Genomic DNA, 17,722 nt, shown 5'->3' with positions numbered 1-17,722 from the left:
AAGTTTCCCCTTCTTAGTTAACGTCTCAAATCAATCAGTTGATCAACGGCTTCCAAATACGGAATCAAAGGTTGAATGTGGTACTGAATTAAAATGCCGTTTTTCTGAATATCAGCGAGTGGAATTGATTTGCGCCCCTTAGTTGCATCCATATTGTCCCAATAGGAAAATAAATCGGTGGCTTTAAAAAGAAAAATCTGGTCTAATTTTACGAATTTAATAATAGCAAAACAGATTCCACCATGTTTAATGCACTGACGCATATGTTCCACCTGATGTTCGTGGAAATTGTGTAACGGAAAAGACGTTGCATTTTGCGTTTCTTTTGCATCAAAATCGATGTAGTTTCCTCTATAGACACCGTTGTAATCTGTCGTGGAAGCTTGTTTGAAGTAAGCTTCCTTAATGACTGCCGCACTTCGTTTAGGATAATCCACATTCACAATCTGAATGGGTGTGGGCTTTTTATGAATAACCGCAACATCGTGGTTCAAATAGTAGGCGTTGCTCTGATTGAGTTCCTGCTCAAGTGTCATACCACGATCACTAAAGCTGGTCTTAGCCGAAGCTGACTTCAGTTTTGAAGCAGTTTCAGTCGGTTGACGAAATTGTTTACCGTTTGGATATCGAATTGCCAAATGAAGCATCACCTTTCAAATAAAGAAGCGATAATACACGATATATCATACCACGGACATTATACAGCTAGCTACATAATTAATGTTATTATACCAAGTGGAAGCTTAAATAAACGTTGCGAAATTTATAAATATTATTAAGGAAGGAGACATCTTGATGAGTAGGCTTTGGCTAACTGGTTATAGAAGCTACGAACTAGGGGTTTTCGGAAATGAAGATCCAAAATTAAAGGTCATTCAATATGCATTAAAAAACTACCTGATTGAAAAAATTGAGACGGGTGTTACTTGGTTAATTACGGGTGGACAGCTTGGAATTGAACAATGGGTCATCGAAGCTGGTGCGGACCTAAAAGAGCAGTACCCGGAATTCAAAATTGCAATGATGTTACCATTCAAAGACTTTGGGTCAAATTGGAATGAAAATAATCAAGCAAAACTTGCACAAATTAAATTGAAGGCAGACTTTGTTGAGACTGTCAGTGCAGCACCATATGAAAGTCCACAACAATTAAGAAATTATCAAACTTTCATGTTAAGCCATACCGAATTAGCTGGATTAGTATATGATATAGAGAAAGAAGGAAAGCCTGAGTATGATTATCAGGCAATTCAAAAATATATGGATCGCCAACCGTACGATTTAGAGATGCTAGATTTTGATTGGTTGCAGGAAAAAGCCAACGAATTTGAAGAAAATTCAAATAATGGTTTTCAACCTGGATAAAATCTGCTAACATAGTAAACGTTGGTGTTGAAAATAATGAGGTGTAGCTTGTAATGGAAAATATTAATTTTACTCCTAAAGATATTTTGCAAAAGGAGTTCCGTCAGAAGATGCGTGGGTATGATCCCGCAGACGTCGATAGCTTTTTAGACACAGTTATTAAAGATTACGAAGGATATAGCAAAGAAAATCAACGACTATCCGACGAAAATCAGCGTCTACTGGCAAAGGTTGATGAACTAACTAAGCAGTTATCTGTTGGTGGTTCAATACCTCAACCAAACTCACAACCAGCATCAAACATTTCAAATATGGATATTCTTAAGCGTCTATCCAATTTGGAACGACACGTTTTTGGTTCTCAATTAGATAATAATGCAAATGAATCACATCGTTTGTAATATTAAATTAGGTGTAAACTTCGGGTAATTGCGGTCGGCTTATGTCGGCTGAGGAAAGTCCATGCTCGCACAAGCTGCGATGCTTGTAGTGTTCGTGCTCGGTGAAAAAATAAGCCGGGGAATCTGTAAAGATTACGGCAAAAGAAAGAGCTAAGGTCTCTGACTATGCTTGAGTATTTTTGAAAGTGCCACAGCGACGATGACGGTGTTGGAAACAGCAGCGGTGGAACGCGGTAAACCCCACGAGCGGGCAACCCAAACTACGGTAGGGGCGCTTCACATATGGAAATGAACGAAATGTGGGGGGAGAGTTTATACTCTCGAGATAGATGATTACCGCCTGATTGAAATTCCTGAATTTTGATTAAGGCACAAAACATGGCTTACAGAGGTTTACACCTTCAGGTAGTGGGAGCTTGCTCCCACTTTTTTTATGACTTTAATTTCTTATAAAATAATATTCAAGAATAGGAGGACTCGTTATGGAAAAGTTTCATCTTTATGCTGCCACGGCAAGTGGAATTGAGGCAATTGCAGGACGTGAGTTAAAGTATCTTGGTTTTCAGACTCAGGTCGAGAATGGTCGAATCAAGTTTGACGGTACCATGGAAGATATTATTAAGGCCAATCTCTGGTTGCGAACGGCTGACCGAATCAAAATTATCATTGCTGAATTTAGGGCAACGACTTTTGAGGACCTTTTCAATAAGGTTACTGAAATAAACTGGGATCATTTCATGCCAATGGATGCAGAATTCCCGGTTAATGCCCGATCAAAGAATTCTAAGCTTCATAGTGTCCCTGATATTCAATCTATCTCAAAAAAAGCCATTGTAAACAAGTTGAGTGCCGTCTATCATCGACGGACACGTTTGCCTGAAACTGGGGCAATGTTCCCAGTAGAAGTGGCAATCAGAGATGATCAGGTTATGGTTACCCTTGATACAACGGGTGATAGTCTGTTCAAACGTGGCTACCGTGAAGCAAAGGGTACTGCTCCCATGAAAGAAAATATGGCTGCAGCCTTAATTAAGATAACCAATTGGTATCCTGATATGCCATTTGCAGACCCAACTTGTGGTTCTGGTACTATTCCAATTGAAGCTGCTTTAATTGGGCATAATATTGCACCTGGTATTAATCGCTCATTTGTATGCGAAGGTTGGCATCAAGACTATCAAAAGATTAGTGAGAAGCTGCGTGAAGAAGCGCGACAAGCTGAAAATCATGATATTGATCTTGATATTTTTGCTTCCGATATTGATGGTTCGATGATTGATGTTGCTAAGGTTAATGCTAATGCAGCCGGCGTCTTACACGATATCGACTTTAAACAACTCGCAGTTCAAGATTTTACGACTGATAAAATCAACGGGGTCATGATTTCTAATCCACCATATGGTGAACGAATGAAGGACAAGGAAAGCGTTGAACTTATGTACCGTCAAATGGGTAAAGTATTTAAGCCGTTAACAAGCTGGTCTAAATACATTATTACGGCTGACTTAGACTTCGAACAATTCTATGGCGACCGCGCAACTAAGAAACGTAAACTTTATAATGGTGCGCTAAGAACGGATTATTTCCAGTTCTGGGGCCATAAAATTAGAAAATAACTTAAAAATCAGACCAGTAAATTGGTCTGATTTTTTTGCTATAATAACGATTATTGAGGAGGTCAAACGATGAAATATCCAAGAAGTCAGTCAGTTGAGCTAGTCAACATGTGTTTAATTACTGATCCAAACACGAAACAAGTTCTTGTCCAAGACAAAACCGATGTTTCCTGGCGCCGCGGGTTAACTTTTCCTGGTGGTCACGTGGAGGTTAAGGAAGACTTATACCACGCAATGGTTCGCGAAGTACGAGAAGAAACGGGGCTCACCGTTCATTCGTTATCCTTGTGTGGGACTGTCGAATGGTTTGATGACAAGGAATTAACCCGGAAAATCTGTTTTTTATACCACACGTCTGATTTTTCTGGTACCTTAGTTCAAAATGGTGACGAGGGTGTTAATAGTTGGAAGTCCCTCAATGAATTGACGGCAGAGAATACCGCAGAAAGTATTCCCCAATTTCTTAAAATATTTCTAAATGAGCAAACGACTTCAGCGACATCTGACCAAATGAACGGAAAAATTTCAGAAATTAACTAATTTAGGACTTTTTCCTTTACTTACCAAAAGTAAGTTGGTATTATTTTAGTAATCGGTAGCGCACCGGCGCACCAAATACTAATTTTTAAGGTGGAATTATAATATGAGCAAGTTTTATGACTTACAAGAAAAGCGTCGTTCAATCTATTCACTTGGTAAAAATGTCAAGCAGTCTCCAGATGAATTGGTATCAGTTATTCAAAAGGCGATTCAACAAGCACCAACAGCATTTCATAGCCAAACTGTTAGAGCTGTGACACTTTTCGGAGAGAGTAACGATAAACTTTGGGACATCGTTGCAAAACGCCTTAAGTCTGAAGTGCCAACCGAAGAAGCTTACCAAAAGACACTCCAAAAAATTAACTCATTTAAAGCTTCATTTGCGACAGTAATGTTCTTCACCGACACTGACGTTGTTGCAGATCTTGAAAAGAATTTCCCACTTTATGCCGATAACTTTTACGATTGGTCAGAACAAGGCCAAGGAATCGCCATCTATTCAGTATGGGAAACCTTAGCTGAAATGGACCTCGGCGCTAATCTTCAACATTACAATCCAATTATCGATGATCTTGTTAAAGAAGCTTTCAACATTCCTGATAACTGGCGTTTACGTGGCCAATTGGACTTTGGTTCAATTGAAGGTTCTGTAAACGAAAAGGAATTTATGCCAGAGTCAGAGCAGTTTAAAGTGTTTAAATAATTAAAATTAAGGGTGAGACAAAAGGCGGTTTGCTTTTGAGCATAGCCTAGATTAACGAATAATCCTGTACTTGGGATTGTTTGTTGATCGTAGCTAGGCGGAGAAAGCAGCCTTTTGGAACCCGACTAAGCAAGAATATTCGAAAATAACATAGGAGCTGGGACAAAACATTTGTTTTGTCCCAGCTCCTTTTTGTTTTTCTGATTGTGATACTATAAAGTCATAGGGTTATTAATCAGGAGGTTACAAACTATGACGCAAAAAGTAGCAATTGTTGGTGGTGGAATGGTAGGCGCAACCGTTGCCTATTATTTAAGTAAGCTACCCGGAAACACACAGCAAGAAGTAACTTTATATGATGATGGTACTGGTCAAGCTACTAAGGCTGCAGCCGGAATTATTTCACCATGGCTCTCTAAAAGACGAAATAAGCGGTGGTACGAATTGGCAAAAGCCGGAGCTGATCTATTACCACAGCTTGCACGAGAAGCAAATTTAAGTAACGCCGTTTACCAGCAAACCGGCACAATTATCACGCGGAGTAATGATGCTGATTTAGAGTCCCTGTATCAATTGGCTCAAAATAGAAGACAGGATGCCCCTCAAATGGGGACCGTTTCTCAGCTGACTTCAGAAGAAGTGAGCCAAATGATTCCATTATTACACCAACCGCATCCTGGGATATTAGTCTCTGGTGGCGCTAGAATTGATGGCGCACAATACACAGAATCACTTTTAAAAATTGCGCAAACAAAGAATTTGAAAGTTAAAAACGAAAAAGTCAGCCTAAATTCTGATGGCAATATTGTCACTGCTCGCGGAACCGTGAAATTTGATCGAGTCATCGTGGCAACTGGCGGCTGGTTGAAGCAAACACTAGAGCCTTTGGGAATTGAAGCAGATATTAGACCACAAAAGGGCCAATTAATTGAGCTGAGTGTTAAGAACTATGAAGACCATCAAGTGATGCCAGTGCTGATGCCGGAGGGCGAGCGCGACTTTATTCCATTTGGTAATGGTTCGTTAATCGTTGGCGCCACCCACGAAGATGAAAATGGATTTAACCTAGAGCAAACCTCAGAAGCAAAAAAAGATCTGTTTGCCAGTGCCAAAGCAATGGTTCCAGAGCTAACGATTGATAAGATAACTGGAATGCGCGTGGGGACGCGTGGTTATTCTAGCGATTTTGCACCATTCTTTGGACCCGTGCCGTTCTTCAGAAAAGTTTTAGTGGCAGGGGGACTTGGTTCATCTGGTCTCACAACGGGACCCATTATTGGCAAATTACTTGCCGGTTCAATCATTTTTGGCGGCGAACCAGACTGGTCAAATTACGAAAAAGAGTTAGATATTTATTTGAAGCGACTTTAATTTTTCGATTCAGCATGATGCAGGCCTTGCATCGCTAGCTGATGGGCACCTCGGTTTTGTTTTTCGGGAACCCACATTGAGAGGACTAGTTGAAATTGATCCTGAAGTTCTAGCAACTGATCAACAAGATTTTGATAATGCTTTGCGTATTTTTTCTGAATGCTATCAGCTAAAATCTGACTGTCCGTAAAAAAGCGGACGGTCATTTTTTTTGCAGCTTCTGCAGTGACATAATCACGTAAAAGAAGTTGAAATGCCAATATTGCCGCATGAAATTCTGCTTTATGATTATCACTATTTGGTAGGTCAAATTTTAATTGAATCTGTTTCCCATTTTGAATGATTAAAATTCCGCAAGCACTTACGTTAGTTTTAGGATTAGTTGCGGCATCAGTGTATAATGTAATCATGCGATTCCTCCACGAAAGGATTTAATATATATGGTAACTCAAGAGCGCCGATTTTTATATCAACCAAGTCCACTTGTTAGCATTATTAATTGGAGTTGGACAGTCATTATTTTTTTACTTGGGGCTATTTTTTGGTTAGAAATTACCCATTTTCAGTGGATTACGTTAGCTTTCTTTCTTGTTTTTGCTTTCACGTGTTGGGCTGAAATTCACTTTAGAAATATTGTGATTCAAGCCGATACCTTAATTATCAAGAAATTAATTAACCAAAGAGGTCAAAAAATCAAATTTGCACAAATATCGAACGTCACAACCACAAAGAGGAGACTTGGTTTTGTTGCCAAAGGTAAAATTTACAATTTTATTTTACCACCGAACTCTGTGATTGAGCTTGAAATGATTATTAGGAATAGTAACAACGAATCGGAGGTAATGTAATTGAAAACAGACATCGAAATTGCACAATCAAGCACCGGATTACCGATTACTCAGGTTGCTGAAAAATTAGGATTAGGGTCATCTGAGATAGAACAATATGGTGATAACAAAGCAAAGCTTAAGCTACCAATCAAAGGTAAAATTGGAGACCATAAGCTAATCTTGGTTACGTCAATCAATCCCACTCCAGCAGGAGAAGGGAAGTCAACGGTGACCGTTGGACTTGGTGATGCTTTAAACCGAATTGGCAAAAAAACTGCAGTTGCCTTACGTGAACCATCCCTCGGACCCGTTATGGGAATGAAGGGTGGCGCAACGGGTGGTGGTATGGCCCAAGTAATTCCAATGGAGGATATTAACCTCCATTTTACAGGGGACATGCACGCACTTACTGAAGCCCACAACACGCTTGCGGCTTTAATTGATAACCATTTACAACAAGGCAACGACTTAAATATCGATCCAAGAACCATCGAATGGAACCGCGTATTAGACATCAATGATCGGGCTCTTAGAAATGTCGTCATCGGACTTGGCGGTCGAACTAGTGGCGTACCACGAGAAACGAGCTTTGATATTACAGTTGCTAGTGAACTGATGGCCGTTCTGTGTTTAAGCACCGATTTAATGGATTTAAAAGTGCGCGTTAATAAAATTTTGCTTGGCTATACTTATGATAAAAAGCCAATTACAGTTGCAGACTTAAAGGTTGGCGGTGCGATTACCCTTTTACTAAAGGACGCAATCAAGCCTAACCTCGTTCAAACAATGGAACACACCCCAGCAATTATCCATGGGGGACCATTTGCTAATATTGCTCATGGCTGTAATTCGATTCTTGCAACTCAAGCTGCCCTCAAGTTGGCCAATTATGCGGTAACTGAGGCTGGATTTGGAGCAGATTTAGGTGCTGAAAAATTTCTCGATATTAAGACACCAAAACTCGGTAAAACGCCGAATGCAATTGTGATTGTCGCAACAATTCGGGCACTAAAATATAATGCTGGAATTAAATTGGCTGATTTAGGCACTGAAAATCTGGCTGCGTTGGAGCAGGGTAGCATTAATTTACAACGCCATGTCCAAAATATGAAACAGTACAATGTGCCAGTCATCGTTGCGATTAACCGGTTTAGTTCGGATACGGACGCCGAGGTCTCAGCTTTAAAGCAAATCGTTGAAACCAAATTTGGTGTAGAAGCTTATGACACCACGGTTTGGGCAAATGGTGGTGCTGGGGCAACAGAGCTAGCAGAGGCGGTTGTTAAAGCTTGTGACACTGAAACGGAATTCAGACCCCTTTACTCAGAAACCGATACGTTGGAAACTGAGATGACCCAAATTGTGACAAAGATATACGGTGGTCGCAAGGTTGAATTATCAACAAAGGCCAAAAATCAATTGAGAAGGTTCAAGGAACGTGGCTGGGATAAGTTACCGATTTGCATGGCTAAGACTCAGTATTCATTTACCGATGATGCCAAGAAATTAGGTGCGCCATCAGACTTTAGTATTCACGTTCGCGAGTTTGTTCCCAAACTAGGGGCAGGGTTCATTGTTGCTCTGACTGGTAAGATATTAACAATGCCAGGTTTGCCAAAAAAACCTGCAGCACTTAACATGGACATCGACAAAACCGGAAAAATAACTGGTTTATTCTAAACGACTCTGGAGAAAAACATGATTATCCTTTTTAGTTTACTTGCAATTTTATTAATTATTATCGATCAGGTCATTAAACATGCAGTTGTTGCTAGTTTGTTTCTTGGCGGCGTTAAAACAGTGATTCCCGGATTTCTGTCAATCACTTATCTCCGAAACAATGGGGCAGCTTGGAGTATTTTGAGCGGTCAACAATGGCTATTCACAATCATTACGATTATCGCGTTGTTAGTGATGATCTATTACTTTTGGTACTTTAGAAACTATTGGCCATATTGTTTAAGCATTTCATTACTCATTGCAGGAACAATTGGTAATTTTATAGATCGAATCCGTTTAGGCTACGTTGTAGATATGTTTCAACTTGATTTTATCAATTTTCCTATATTTAATTTTGCGGATTCATGTTTGACGGTTGGCGTAATCTTACTACTGCTATTTATGCTGTTAGAAGAAAGAATGAAGAAATCTAAATGAAAACTGAACAATTTACCATCACCATTGAATCCGGTCGATTAGATAAAGTAATCAGTGATCATTTCGCGGATTGGACTCGATCCCAAGTTAAATTGGCAATTGAAGAAAATCACGTTCGCGTTAATGGGGGAAATGAGAAGCCAAAATACCTCGTTCAAAATGGGGATAAAATTGAAATTGACCGAGCTGAGCCAGTCGCATCTGGCGTCGAACCAGAGGACATTCCTTTGGACATTGTTTATGAGGATGACGACGTAATTGTCGTTAATAAACCAGCTGGAATGGTCGTTCATCCATCTGCTGGTCACCCTAACCATACACTCGTAAACGCATTACTGTACCATAGCCCATTATCAACAATTAACGGAACTTTTCGTCCAGGAATCGTTCACCGAATTGATAAGGATACAACTGGGCTTTTAATGGTTGCCAAAAATGATCACGCACACCAATCACTTGCCGCACAGCTAAAAGCTAAGACCAACAAGCGGGAATACGTTGCACTTGTGCATGGTATTGTTAAAAACGATGAGGGGACTATTAATGCGCCCATTGCCCGTTCCCTTAAGGATCGGAAAAAAATGGGAATCGTCCAGGGTGGTCGAGTCGCTATTACCCATTACCGAGTTCTGGAACGCTACCTAAACTATACTTTGGTCGCGTGTCGTCTTGAAACTGGTAGAACCCATCAAATTCGGGTACACATGAAATCAATCGGGCACCCTTTGGCGGGAGATCCGCTATACGGCCCGAAGAAAACCTTGGCAGGAACTGGTCAATATTTGCATGCTAGAGAACTTGGCTTCCGTCATCCAGTTTCTGGTAAGGAGCTCCTTTTTACGGCACCATTACCTGATGAATTTCAGAAAATGATTGATAAGCTTAGAAAACAGACCAAAAGTACCAGCCAACGTTGACTTTGTTGGGGGAGTTTAATATGCTTTAATAAATCCGACGACGGATTAATCATTTTTTGAGCGATGTATCTCTAAATTACAACCATAATATTATTTAGGAGGAAATTAGAATGGCTAAAGTAGTCGTAGACGCAATGGCAATGCAACGAGCATTAACCAGGATTACCTATGAAATCATCGAGCACAATAAGGGCATTGATGATTTAGTCATTTTGGGAATTAAGACTCGCGGTGTTTACCTGGCACAACGAATCGCGAGCAGACTTCAACAGCTTGAAGGATCAGAAGTTCCAGTTGGCGAATTAGACGTCACAATGTATCGTGATGATATTGAACACGATGGTAAAGAAAATGATCCAACGGTCACTGCCGGAAGCGTTACATTCCCAGTTGCTGGTAAAAAAGTCATTTTAGTTGATGATGTTCTTTACACGGGTCGCACAATTCGCGCTGCCTTAAGTGCAATTATTGACATGGGACGACCTGAAAGCATTAATTTAGCAGTTTTAGTTGATCGTGGTCATCGAGAACTTCCAATTCGTGCCGACTTTGTGGGCAAAAATATCCCAAGTTCCCAAAAAGAAAGAATTAGAGTTTCCGTTGAAGAAATTGACGGGCGTGACGCGGTCGAAATTTTACATAAATAAGCGATTGCGGTATTTAGGAGTGAATTAAATGGCTGAACGATACTTAATACTTGAAGATGGATCTTCTTTTAAAGGTGAAGGCTTTGGATCTAGTGCTACGACAACTGGCCAAGTTGTTTTTAATACGAGTATGACCGGTTATCAAGAAATTGTGACCGATCAAATTTATCATAATCAAATTATCGTTTTTTCTCAGCCAACCATTGGTAGTACTGGCATCAATCATGACAGCTATGAGTCTATTTTGCCAACTGCAAAAGGCATGGTCGTTAGGGATTTAGCCAGCATTTCTAAAAATCGGCAACGAAGACTTTCGCTAGATCAATTTTTGAAACAAAATAATATTCCTGGAATTAGTGGCATCGATACCCGTTACATCATTCGAAAACTCCGAAAAACCGGAACTATTAAGGGAAGTATCGTTGATGTGGACGACGATCATGCATTTGATCAATTACACGCGACTGTTTTAACGAATCAGCAGGTTGCGCAAGTTTCAACACCGAAACCATATCCTAATCCCAATACTGGTAGCAATGTGGTTGTGATTGATTTCGGCCTCAAAAATGGTATTTTGCGGCAACTTTCTAAACGGGATTGTAACGTTACTGTTCTTCCTTGGTCTGCCACCGCTGAATCAATCACCAATTTGGATCCGGATGGTGTCATTCTGTCTACTGGCCCTGGATCACCGTTTGACTTGCCTGAAACTGTTCTGGATATGATTCGGGAAATTCAATCTAAGGTGCCGCTGTTTGCGATTGGCTTGGGGCACGAATTATTTGCGCTAGCTAATAATGCAACTGTTACGCCAATGCTTTCCGAGCACCATGGTGCAAATCATCCAATTAGACAAATTATTACCAACCAAATTATCTTTGCGGCTCAGGGACAAGGGTACGCAATTGATGCAAAATCGGTTGACCGAGAAAAATTAATCATCACGTATGTAGATTTAATTAATGGCACCGTCCAGGGATTACGACATCGGGATTTCCCGGCTTTTTCTGTGCAGTTTTTCCCAGATGCTGCGCCTGGTCCTGATGATTCATTAGATATTTTTGATGAATTTACAGAAATAATGAGTACTCGAGAGGAGTAAGCGATGGTCAATCAAATACACAAAGTCTTAATAATTGGCGGCGGACATACTGACATTGGCCACGAAACTGAACTCGATGGCGTTATTTATCAAACAATTCAGACCTTCCAACGACTCGGCATTAAAACGCTTCTACTCGACAATAATCCGTACTCTATTTCTTTGGAGTCGGTTCAACCAAGTAACATGTTCATTCAGTCAGTCACTGTTGATAATGCGAGAAATATTATCGAAAAAGAACAGCCGGATGCAATACTTCCAACAATTGGCGGGCTTTTAGCAATTCGAGTAACCCAAGAATTGCTTGAAACGGGTGTTCTTGGAGAAAATGAGGTTCGAATTCTGGGCATGCCGCCACTTGCGCTTCAACAGATTAGTAATCCAGCACTGACTCAACAGTTTTTAACTCAAATTAATCAGCCTGTCATTCGCTCTCAAGTCGTCAAAGATTTTGATGATGCATTTGATGTCCTTCGTGATATCGGCTATCCGGTTATTATAAAGTCCGTTTCTCCATGGGGAGACGCCAACCGGCAGCTTTGTGAAAATGAGGATCAATTAGATAGCGCGTTAGAAAGTGGTTTTGAACAGTCAAGAATTCATCAATGCGTGATTGAACAAAGCGTTGTGGGTAATAAAGAAATTGAAATGGTAGCTATTCGTGATAAGAGTGGCACGAAACTCTTGATTAGCGGGATTGAAAACATGGATCCAATTGGAATTCATTCCGGCGATTCAATTATGTTCGTCCCAACACAAACATTGACGGACCGTGAATTTCAAACTTTGAGGGACGCAACCCTGTCAATTATTCAAGCACTTAAAATTACTGGTGTGCTTCACACCCAATTTGCATTGAATAGTGAGACCCATAGTTATTATGTGACCAAAATAAGTCCATACTTCGATCGAAGTGTCTCACTTGCTGCAAAGGCCACGGGTTATCCATTAGCACACGTGATTGCTAACTTAGCCACTGAATTACAGTTGGCAGAAATAAAACTACCCGATAATTATGCCAAACAAATAGCACTCATGGAACCAACTGTTGATCACGTTGTTGCAAAGTTTCCACTTTGGCCATTTGAAGATGTACCAAGTGCAGATGATCATTTAAACACAGTCATGAAATCAGTGGGGTCAACCATTGGAATTGGTCGGAGTACTGAAGAAGCAATGCTGAAGGCGCTCAGATCTTCTCAACTGAGCCCTAAGGACGTTTTGCCCCAAATCAAGCTAAATGATAACGAGTTAATTGATCAGCTTATTCACGCTCGTTCTACGCAAATTTTTGCATTGGTAGAAGCGCTGCGCCGCCACTATCAAGTGGACGAGCTTTCTGAATTAACCAAGATAGATCCTTTTTATTTCTATAAAATTAAGCATTTAATAAAAATCGAAACCGAGACAATTGCAAATCCAATGGATGCTAAAACATTGGAAAAGGCAAAGTATTTCGGATTTGGTGATGGTATGATTGCAGGAATGTGGCAAGTATCGATTGATGCAATAAGAACGTTTGCGAAAGAGAGTCAAATTCTACCGACATACAAAGCGGTCGAACCAACTGCTGGTGAATTTGATAAGGTATCGACCATTTATTACAGTACGTTTGAGACCGAAAATGAGTCAAAAAAGCTTGAGGCTAAATCGGCGCTCGTTGTTGGTCGGGGTGGTAACCAACTCGGACCCAATACTTCGGCAGACTACTTCACCGTCAGTCTCTTAAATCAGCTTCGCAAAGCAGACTATAAAACCATCATTATTAATACAAATCCCAATGCGCTGTCACTAATTCCACAGCTTAGCGACAAACAGTACGTCGATCCCATTCAATTAGGAGATCTTTTAAACATTATTGAGCTGGAACATCCAGAGGTCATTTTTATTCCAGGAAATCGCCATTATCTAACAAGAGAACTCAAAAAACGGCGGTTACCTGTTGTGGTCTTACCACCGGATCAAGAAGCAGGCGTTGAACTATCTGAACAAGCTAATTTAGAATTAAGTCTGTTTGTCACGGATGATGAAGTTACACCAATTGAACTAGTCAGATTATTGAGTGGCGATCACTCAAATCAGTTAGACCAAGTATCAGGTTTTAAAACGCCACCAACCTTAAGCGAAGATGAGCAGAACTTGATTATTACTCAAGCCGTTGCGGAAGCGAAAAAGCGCAACTTAAGGGGACTTGTACAGGTACTCTTTCTACAGAGTCAGGACCAAGTTAAGTTTACCGGAATTCGGCCTGCTAGATTGACAGAAATTGCCTTCCTGAACAAGGTAACTGGCGTTAATTGGATTAGAATTCTGGTACAACAAAAACTTGGCTTATTATCTCCGGACTCACTGGCGACATTTAAACTAAATTTGCATCCAGATCGAGTTGTCTTAATGCAATTTAATTACCCATTTAATCAACTAAGGGTTAAGAACCAAGCGGGTAGTTCCCAACAACAAGTGGGTGCAGAAATTGCATTTGGATCAACGGATGAAATTGCGCGTCAAGAATTAAGCAATACAGAACAGAAAAATAAGTAAGTTGATTCGTTAAATTTAGAAAATTAAAAGAAGCGCAAGAGATAAATGAAATAGTTTATCTCTTGCGCTTCTTAATTTATAGATTAGTTAGTTTCAAGTTTTGAGACAAGTGCCTCATCCGGAGTGACAAAGACTGTTTTTTGACCCTCATAAACGACGAAGCCCGGTTTAGCACCATTAGGTTTCCGAATCTTTTTAACTTGGATATAGTCAACTGGAACGGTACTTGATTGGCGTCCCTTTGAGAAATAAGCTGCTAAATTTGCAGCTTCCATTAACGTTTCCTCGCTTGGCGCTGGATCATGAATAATAACATGAGATCCTGGAATATTCTTAACGTGAAGCCATATATCGGTTTTTTTGGCTGTTTTAAGCGTTAACTGATCATTTTGTAAATTGTTTTTTCCGACCTCGATTGAAGTGCCATCTGAAGCGGTAAACTGGTCAGGTTTTGCAATTTTGTGCTTCTTCTGTTTTTTCTTGTTATCGTGCTCATGGTTCCTCAGATAACCGCCTTCTTGAAGTTCTAGTCGAATTTCAACGAGGTCGCTTGGCTTAGCTAATTCAATCTGAGACATGACGCTCTCTAAATAATCAATTTCTTCATTAGTTTCCTTCAGTTGCTCATTCACAAATGTAACAGCATTTTGTAGCTTATTATATTTTTTGAAGTATTTCTGGGCATTTTGAGAAGGAGAAATCTGGTTAGATAGCGAAATCTTCAGTGGCTTTTCTTCCTCGTAAAAATTAGGGAGTGTGATTTCTTTCATACCTCGTGTTACCTTATTCAGGTAGGTTGTTAAGATTTCCCCCTTAACGCGGAACTCATCTGCTGATTCAGTTTCAACTAGGGTTCGCTTAAGTTTTTTAACCTTGTTTTTATTCTTCTTTAGTTCATTACGAACCACATGGATTAAGGTGCTTCCCTGTTGCTGAACCCGATCTCGTTCAACTCGATCTTGGAAGTAAAAATCCAAAAGTTTACTCAATGAGTCGAAGCTATTATTTGATTCAGATTCAACATAGGGAAAAGCGGAAAACATTGTCTTGTTATTGGCAAGAAGCGAAAGGGTAGGGATTGGGTTATTAAACTGGTCAAAGAATTCTTTAAAAAGATCAGTTGAATCTCCCGGTTGGTGTAACTGTTTTGCTAGTGCAGAGGCAGTATCTTTGCCTAGTCCTTGATAACGTTTTTGCAATTCCGCCCCCAAGACATCTTCATTAGGGAACGCTTTTAGTAACTCAATTAAATCGTGAGTATCAAATTCAAACGGATTTCTCAAATTCTGAGCCGGTGGGTTAATGTAAGTACTTCCTGGTAAAAGTGTTCGATAACGATTTTGATCGGAACCAACATGTTTAATTGCATCAAGCACGGTCATTGTCGATTGATCAATTAAAATGACGTTACTATGACGGGCCATTATTTCAATGATCAAGGATAGCTGAATCGTATCACCTAGTTCATTACGGCTTGAAAAGGCAAAGTTTAGAACTCGGTCGTTCTCTAGTTGAGACACTGACTGGAGAACTGCACCGCCAAGGTACTTACGAAGCATCATCGTAAAGTTGGTTGGCTTCTCTGGATTCGCATATGGAATCTCAGAAATCTGAGCTCGCGCATAGGTTGGATTAGCTGATAAAAGTAATGGCAGATTTTTTCTATTATTCCGAAAAGTTAAGACCACTTCGTTTGGATAGGGTTGGCTAATTTTTGAAACTCGAGCTGATTGCAGTTGCGTATTTAACTCAATAGCCATTGAGTGGGTAAAGGATCCATCAAAACTCAAAAATATCACATCTTTCAAATACAAATTTATGGAGACATACAACCTTAAGTATACAGAAAATAGCCGGCCACATAAAGAATAGCTACTTAAATCGCAAATAAAGTTAAATAGATGTTCAATACAATTCAATTGATGTATAATACAAATGATGATTGGAGATGGTATGATGGAAAATAGCTTAAATCTATTACGAAAGACTGCAAGAATACATAAACAGCAATTAATGCAGCTTACAAAGGGTGAAAATTTAACAATTTCAGAGTGGGAATTATTGAATAACGTAACGGTTGATCAGAACACCCAAGAAATTTTATCTGGCATCATGGATCTCGATACTTCTACTCTAAGTCGTCAATTAAAAAACTTAGTAACCAAGGAAATGTTGGTAAAAGAGGCGACTGGTAAAGACCACCGTCAGCTTATTTACACCATCACAAAAAAGGGTGAAGATGCAAAAGCGCAAATTGAAGCAAACGTTAAAGATTTAAATACACTTATCTTTGAGCATTGGTCCGATGAGGAACAGCAGTTACTGCAAATTCTACTCAATCGATTGGTTAAGAGTGTTGACAGAATAGATGATTCATTAGAAAAATCATTTAAATTAAAAAATTAATTCGGCTTTTATTTGTAAGAGTCACTACTTTGCGATAGTATATTGCTATTGCAAAGTTTTTTTAATTTTACAACCGATGATAATAATAAAGCAGGTGTTTAGATGAAAATTGCAGTGGTAACTGACAGTACAAGTTATCTCTCAAAGGATGAGGTTGATAGGTATCACATTCATGTGGTTCCTATCCCAGTCATCATGGACGGTCGATCAATTGATGAAGGCGTTGATATTTCAACCTCTGATTTTTATGAAAGACTGAGAACGACTCAATCATTTCCAAGCACCTCTCAACCGCCGCTTGGTGAAATGATTACCTTATATAATAAGCTTGCAGATGAGGGCTATGATGCCGTCATCAGTATTCATTTAGCAAGTACCATCTCTGGATTTGTGAATCAATTAAAAAATATTGCACCAACGATTGAAAATATTAAGGTTATTCCTTATGATTCTCAAATCACCGTTAAATTGATGGGCTATCTTGCTATTGAAGCGTCAAAGATGGCTGAACAAGGAAAAGATGTTGATGAAATTTTAACTCACCTGGATGATATCCGTGATTCAATGGACGAATTATTTATTGTTGATGATCTTCAAAACTTAGTCCGAGGTGGACGCCTCTCAAACGCGTCAGCTTTTATTGGGAGTGTTTTAAAGATCAAACCGCTCTTAACTTTTGATGATCAAACCCATGAAATCGTGGCGTTTGAAAAGGTTAGGTCTCGGAAAAAAGCACTAGCTCGCGTTGAAACCCTATTTGAGGAAGCACAACAAAAAGTTGACTATCCGCTTCGTGCATTAGTCATTCATGCCAATGATGAAGCAGCCGGAAAAACTTGGCGTGATACAATTCAAGCAAAGTATCCGGATATGACGGTTGATTTTAGTTACTTTGGCCCCGTAATTGGAACTCATTTAGGGGAAAAAGCCTTGGCATTGGCCTGGCTAAAGGATTTTACCAAGGCGTAATCATGTTGCTTTTATTTTGTTTATGCTATCATTTTATTTGTGTCAAAATAATTGGAGTAGGAACTAATGCGTAAAGTGCCGATGGAACGGAATGTGAACGTCGGACGAAAAGCCTAGCTTGCGATATTAGTTCCGCATTCGCCGCCTCACCGTGGCA

18 protein-coding genes, 1 other RNA gene and 1 riboswitch are annotated in these 17,722 nt (G+C 39.8%); of the genes, 16 read left to right on the top strand and 3 right to left on the bottom strand.

All coding sequences use genetic code 11. The annotated features are described in order from the left end of the window. Positions 1-17: 17 nt before the first annotated feature. Complete coding sequence (gene recU / locus FD44_RS02720) at positions 18-638, bottom strand: Holliday junction resolvase RecU (RefSeq protein ID WP_010619838.1); 621 nt, start codon at positions 636-638, stop codon at positions 18-20. A 157-nt stretch (positions 639-795) separates the two neighbouring features. On the opposite strand from recU, the gene FD44_RS02715 reads away from it, so the two are divergent. The 7 genes from FD44_RS02715 to FD44_RS02690 all read left to right on the top strand — a co-directional run bounded on the left by FD44_RS02715 (position 796) and on the right by FD44_RS02690 (position 5,996). After that, positions 796-1,365, top strand: coding sequence for an SLOG family protein (locus FD44_RS02715; RefSeq protein WP_010619837.1), 570 nt, complete (start codon positions 796-798; stop codon positions 1,363-1,365). Positions 1,366-1,418: 53 nt separating this feature from the next. Further along, entirely contained in the window at positions 1,419-1,766 is a 348-nt protein-coding gene (gpsB, locus tag FD44_RS02710) for a cell division regulator GpsB (RefSeq protein WP_010619836.1), read from the top strand. Between the two features lie 16 nt (positions 1,767-1,782). Then, positions 1,783-2,157, top strand: an RNA gene (gene rnpB / locus FD44_RS10300) — RNase P RNA component class B. A gap of 91 nt (positions 2,158-2,248) precedes the next feature. Further along, positions 2,249-3,382, top strand: coding sequence for a THUMP domain-containing class I SAM-dependent RNA methyltransferase (locus FD44_RS02705; protein ID WP_010619835.1), 1,134 nt, complete (start codon positions 2,249-2,251; stop codon positions 3,380-3,382). Positions 3,383-3,451: 69 nt separating this feature from the next. Further along, positions 3,452-3,922 carry an 8-oxo-dGTP diphosphatase gene (locus FD44_RS02700; RefSeq protein ID WP_010619834.1) on the top strand — a complete coding sequence of 157 codons (471 nt, stop codon included), beginning with the start codon at positions 3,452-3,454 and terminating at the stop codon, positions 3,920-3,922. 103 nt (positions 3,923-4,025) lie between these two features. After that, entirely contained in the window at positions 4,026-4,625 is a 600-nt protein-coding gene (locus FD44_RS02695) for a nitroreductase family protein (RefSeq protein ID WP_010619833.1), read from the top strand. 252 nt (positions 4,626-4,877) lie between these two features. After that, entirely contained in the window at positions 4,878-5,996 is a 1,119-nt protein-coding gene (locus FD44_RS02690) for an NAD(P)/FAD-dependent oxidoreductase (RefSeq protein WP_010619832.1), read from the top strand. Here the strand turns inward: FD44_RS02690 and FD44_RS02685 are convergent. After that, positions 5,993-6,406 (bottom strand): ribonuclease HI family protein, encoded by a 414-nt coding sequence (locus tag FD44_RS02685; RefSeq protein ID WP_010619831.1) that lies wholly within the window; start codon positions 6,404-6,406, stop codon positions 5,993-5,995. The two genes, FD44_RS02690 and FD44_RS02685, sit on opposite strands and share 4 nt — an antisense overlap. A gap of 30 nt (positions 6,407-6,436) precedes the next feature. On the opposite strand from FD44_RS02685, the gene FD44_RS02680 reads away from it, so the two are divergent. The 7 genes from FD44_RS02680 (at position 6,437) to FD44_RS02650 (ending at position 14,190) form a co-directional block, all read left to right on the top strand. Then, positions 6,437-6,844 carry an EbsA family protein gene (locus tag FD44_RS02680; RefSeq protein ID WP_010619830.1) on the top strand — a complete coding sequence of 136 codons (408 nt, stop codon included), beginning with the start codon at positions 6,437-6,439 and terminating at the stop codon, positions 6,842-6,844. After that, the gene (locus FD44_RS02675) at positions 6,845-8,506 is read left to right on the top strand and encodes a formate--tetrahydrofolate ligase (protein WP_010619829.1); all 1,662 of its coding nucleotides are present in this window, start codon (positions 6,845-6,847) and stop codon (positions 8,504-8,506) included. It abuts the gene before it with no gap. Between the two features lie 21 nt (positions 8,507-8,527). Continuing rightward, a complete protein-coding gene (gene lspA, locus FD44_RS02670; RefSeq protein ID WP_029327539.1) occupies positions 8,528-8,983 on the top strand; it encodes a signal peptidase II in 456 nt (151 codons plus the stop codon). After that, positions 8,980-9,900, top strand: coding sequence for an RluA family pseudouridine synthase (locus FD44_RS02665; protein WP_010619827.1), 921 nt, complete (start codon positions 8,980-8,982; stop codon positions 9,898-9,900). The genes lspA and FD44_RS02665 overlap by 4 nt, the downstream gene beginning before the upstream one ends. A gap of 110 nt (positions 9,901-10,010) precedes the next feature. Then, positions 10,011-10,547, top strand: coding sequence for a bifunctional pyr operon transcriptional regulator/uracil phosphoribosyltransferase PyrR (gene pyrR / locus FD44_RS02660; RefSeq protein WP_010619826.1), 537 nt, complete (start codon positions 10,011-10,013; stop codon positions 10,545-10,547). Positions 10,548-10,575: 28 nt separating this feature from the next. Beyond that, entirely contained in the window at positions 10,576-11,649 is a 1,074-nt protein-coding gene (locus tag FD44_RS02655; RefSeq protein WP_010619825.1) for a carbamoyl phosphate synthase small subunit, read from the top strand. A 3-nt stretch (positions 11,650-11,652) separates the two neighbouring features. Then, positions 11,653-14,190, top strand: coding sequence for an ATP-binding protein (locus FD44_RS02650; RefSeq protein ID WP_010619824.1), 2,538 nt, complete (start codon positions 11,653-11,655; stop codon positions 14,188-14,190). Positions 14,191-14,273: 83 nt separating this feature from the next. On the opposite strand, the gene FD44_RS02645 is transcribed toward FD44_RS02650, so the two are convergent. Further along, a complete protein-coding gene (locus tag FD44_RS02645; protein WP_010619823.1) occupies positions 14,274-15,980 on the bottom strand; it encodes an NFACT RNA binding domain-containing protein in 1,707 nt (568 codons plus the stop codon). A 166-nt stretch (positions 15,981-16,146) separates the two neighbouring features. Between FD44_RS02645 and FD44_RS02640 the strand changes: the two genes are divergently transcribed. Together FD44_RS02640 and FD44_RS02635 are read left to right on the top strand one after the other, a co-directional pair. After that, the gene (locus tag FD44_RS02640; RefSeq protein WP_010619822.1) at positions 16,147-16,596 is read left to right on the top strand and encodes a MarR family winged helix-turn-helix transcriptional regulator; all 450 of its coding nucleotides are present in this window, start codon (positions 16,147-16,149) and stop codon (positions 16,594-16,596) included. A 102-nt stretch (positions 16,597-16,698) separates the two neighbouring features. Continuing rightward, positions 16,699-17,565 carry a DegV family protein gene (locus FD44_RS02635; protein ID WP_010619821.1) on the top strand — a complete coding sequence of 289 codons (867 nt, stop codon included), beginning with the start codon at positions 16,699-16,701 and terminating at the stop codon, positions 17,563-17,565. A 50-nt stretch (positions 17,566-17,615) separates the two neighbouring features. After that, positions 17,616-17,711: riboswitch (THF riboswitch) on the top strand. The last annotated feature ends 11 nt before the right edge of the window (positions 17,712-17,722 follow it).

Origin of the sequence: Secundilactobacillus malefermentans DSM 5705 = KCTC 3548 (assembly GCF_001436395.1) — a bacterium.
Taxonomy (GTDB): domain Bacteria; phylum Bacillota; class Bacilli; order Lactobacillales; family Lactobacillaceae; genus Secundilactobacillus; species Secundilactobacillus malefermentans.
Note: the sequence above shows the minus strand (reverse complement) of the source record. Positions and strands in the feature narration are given on the sequence as shown.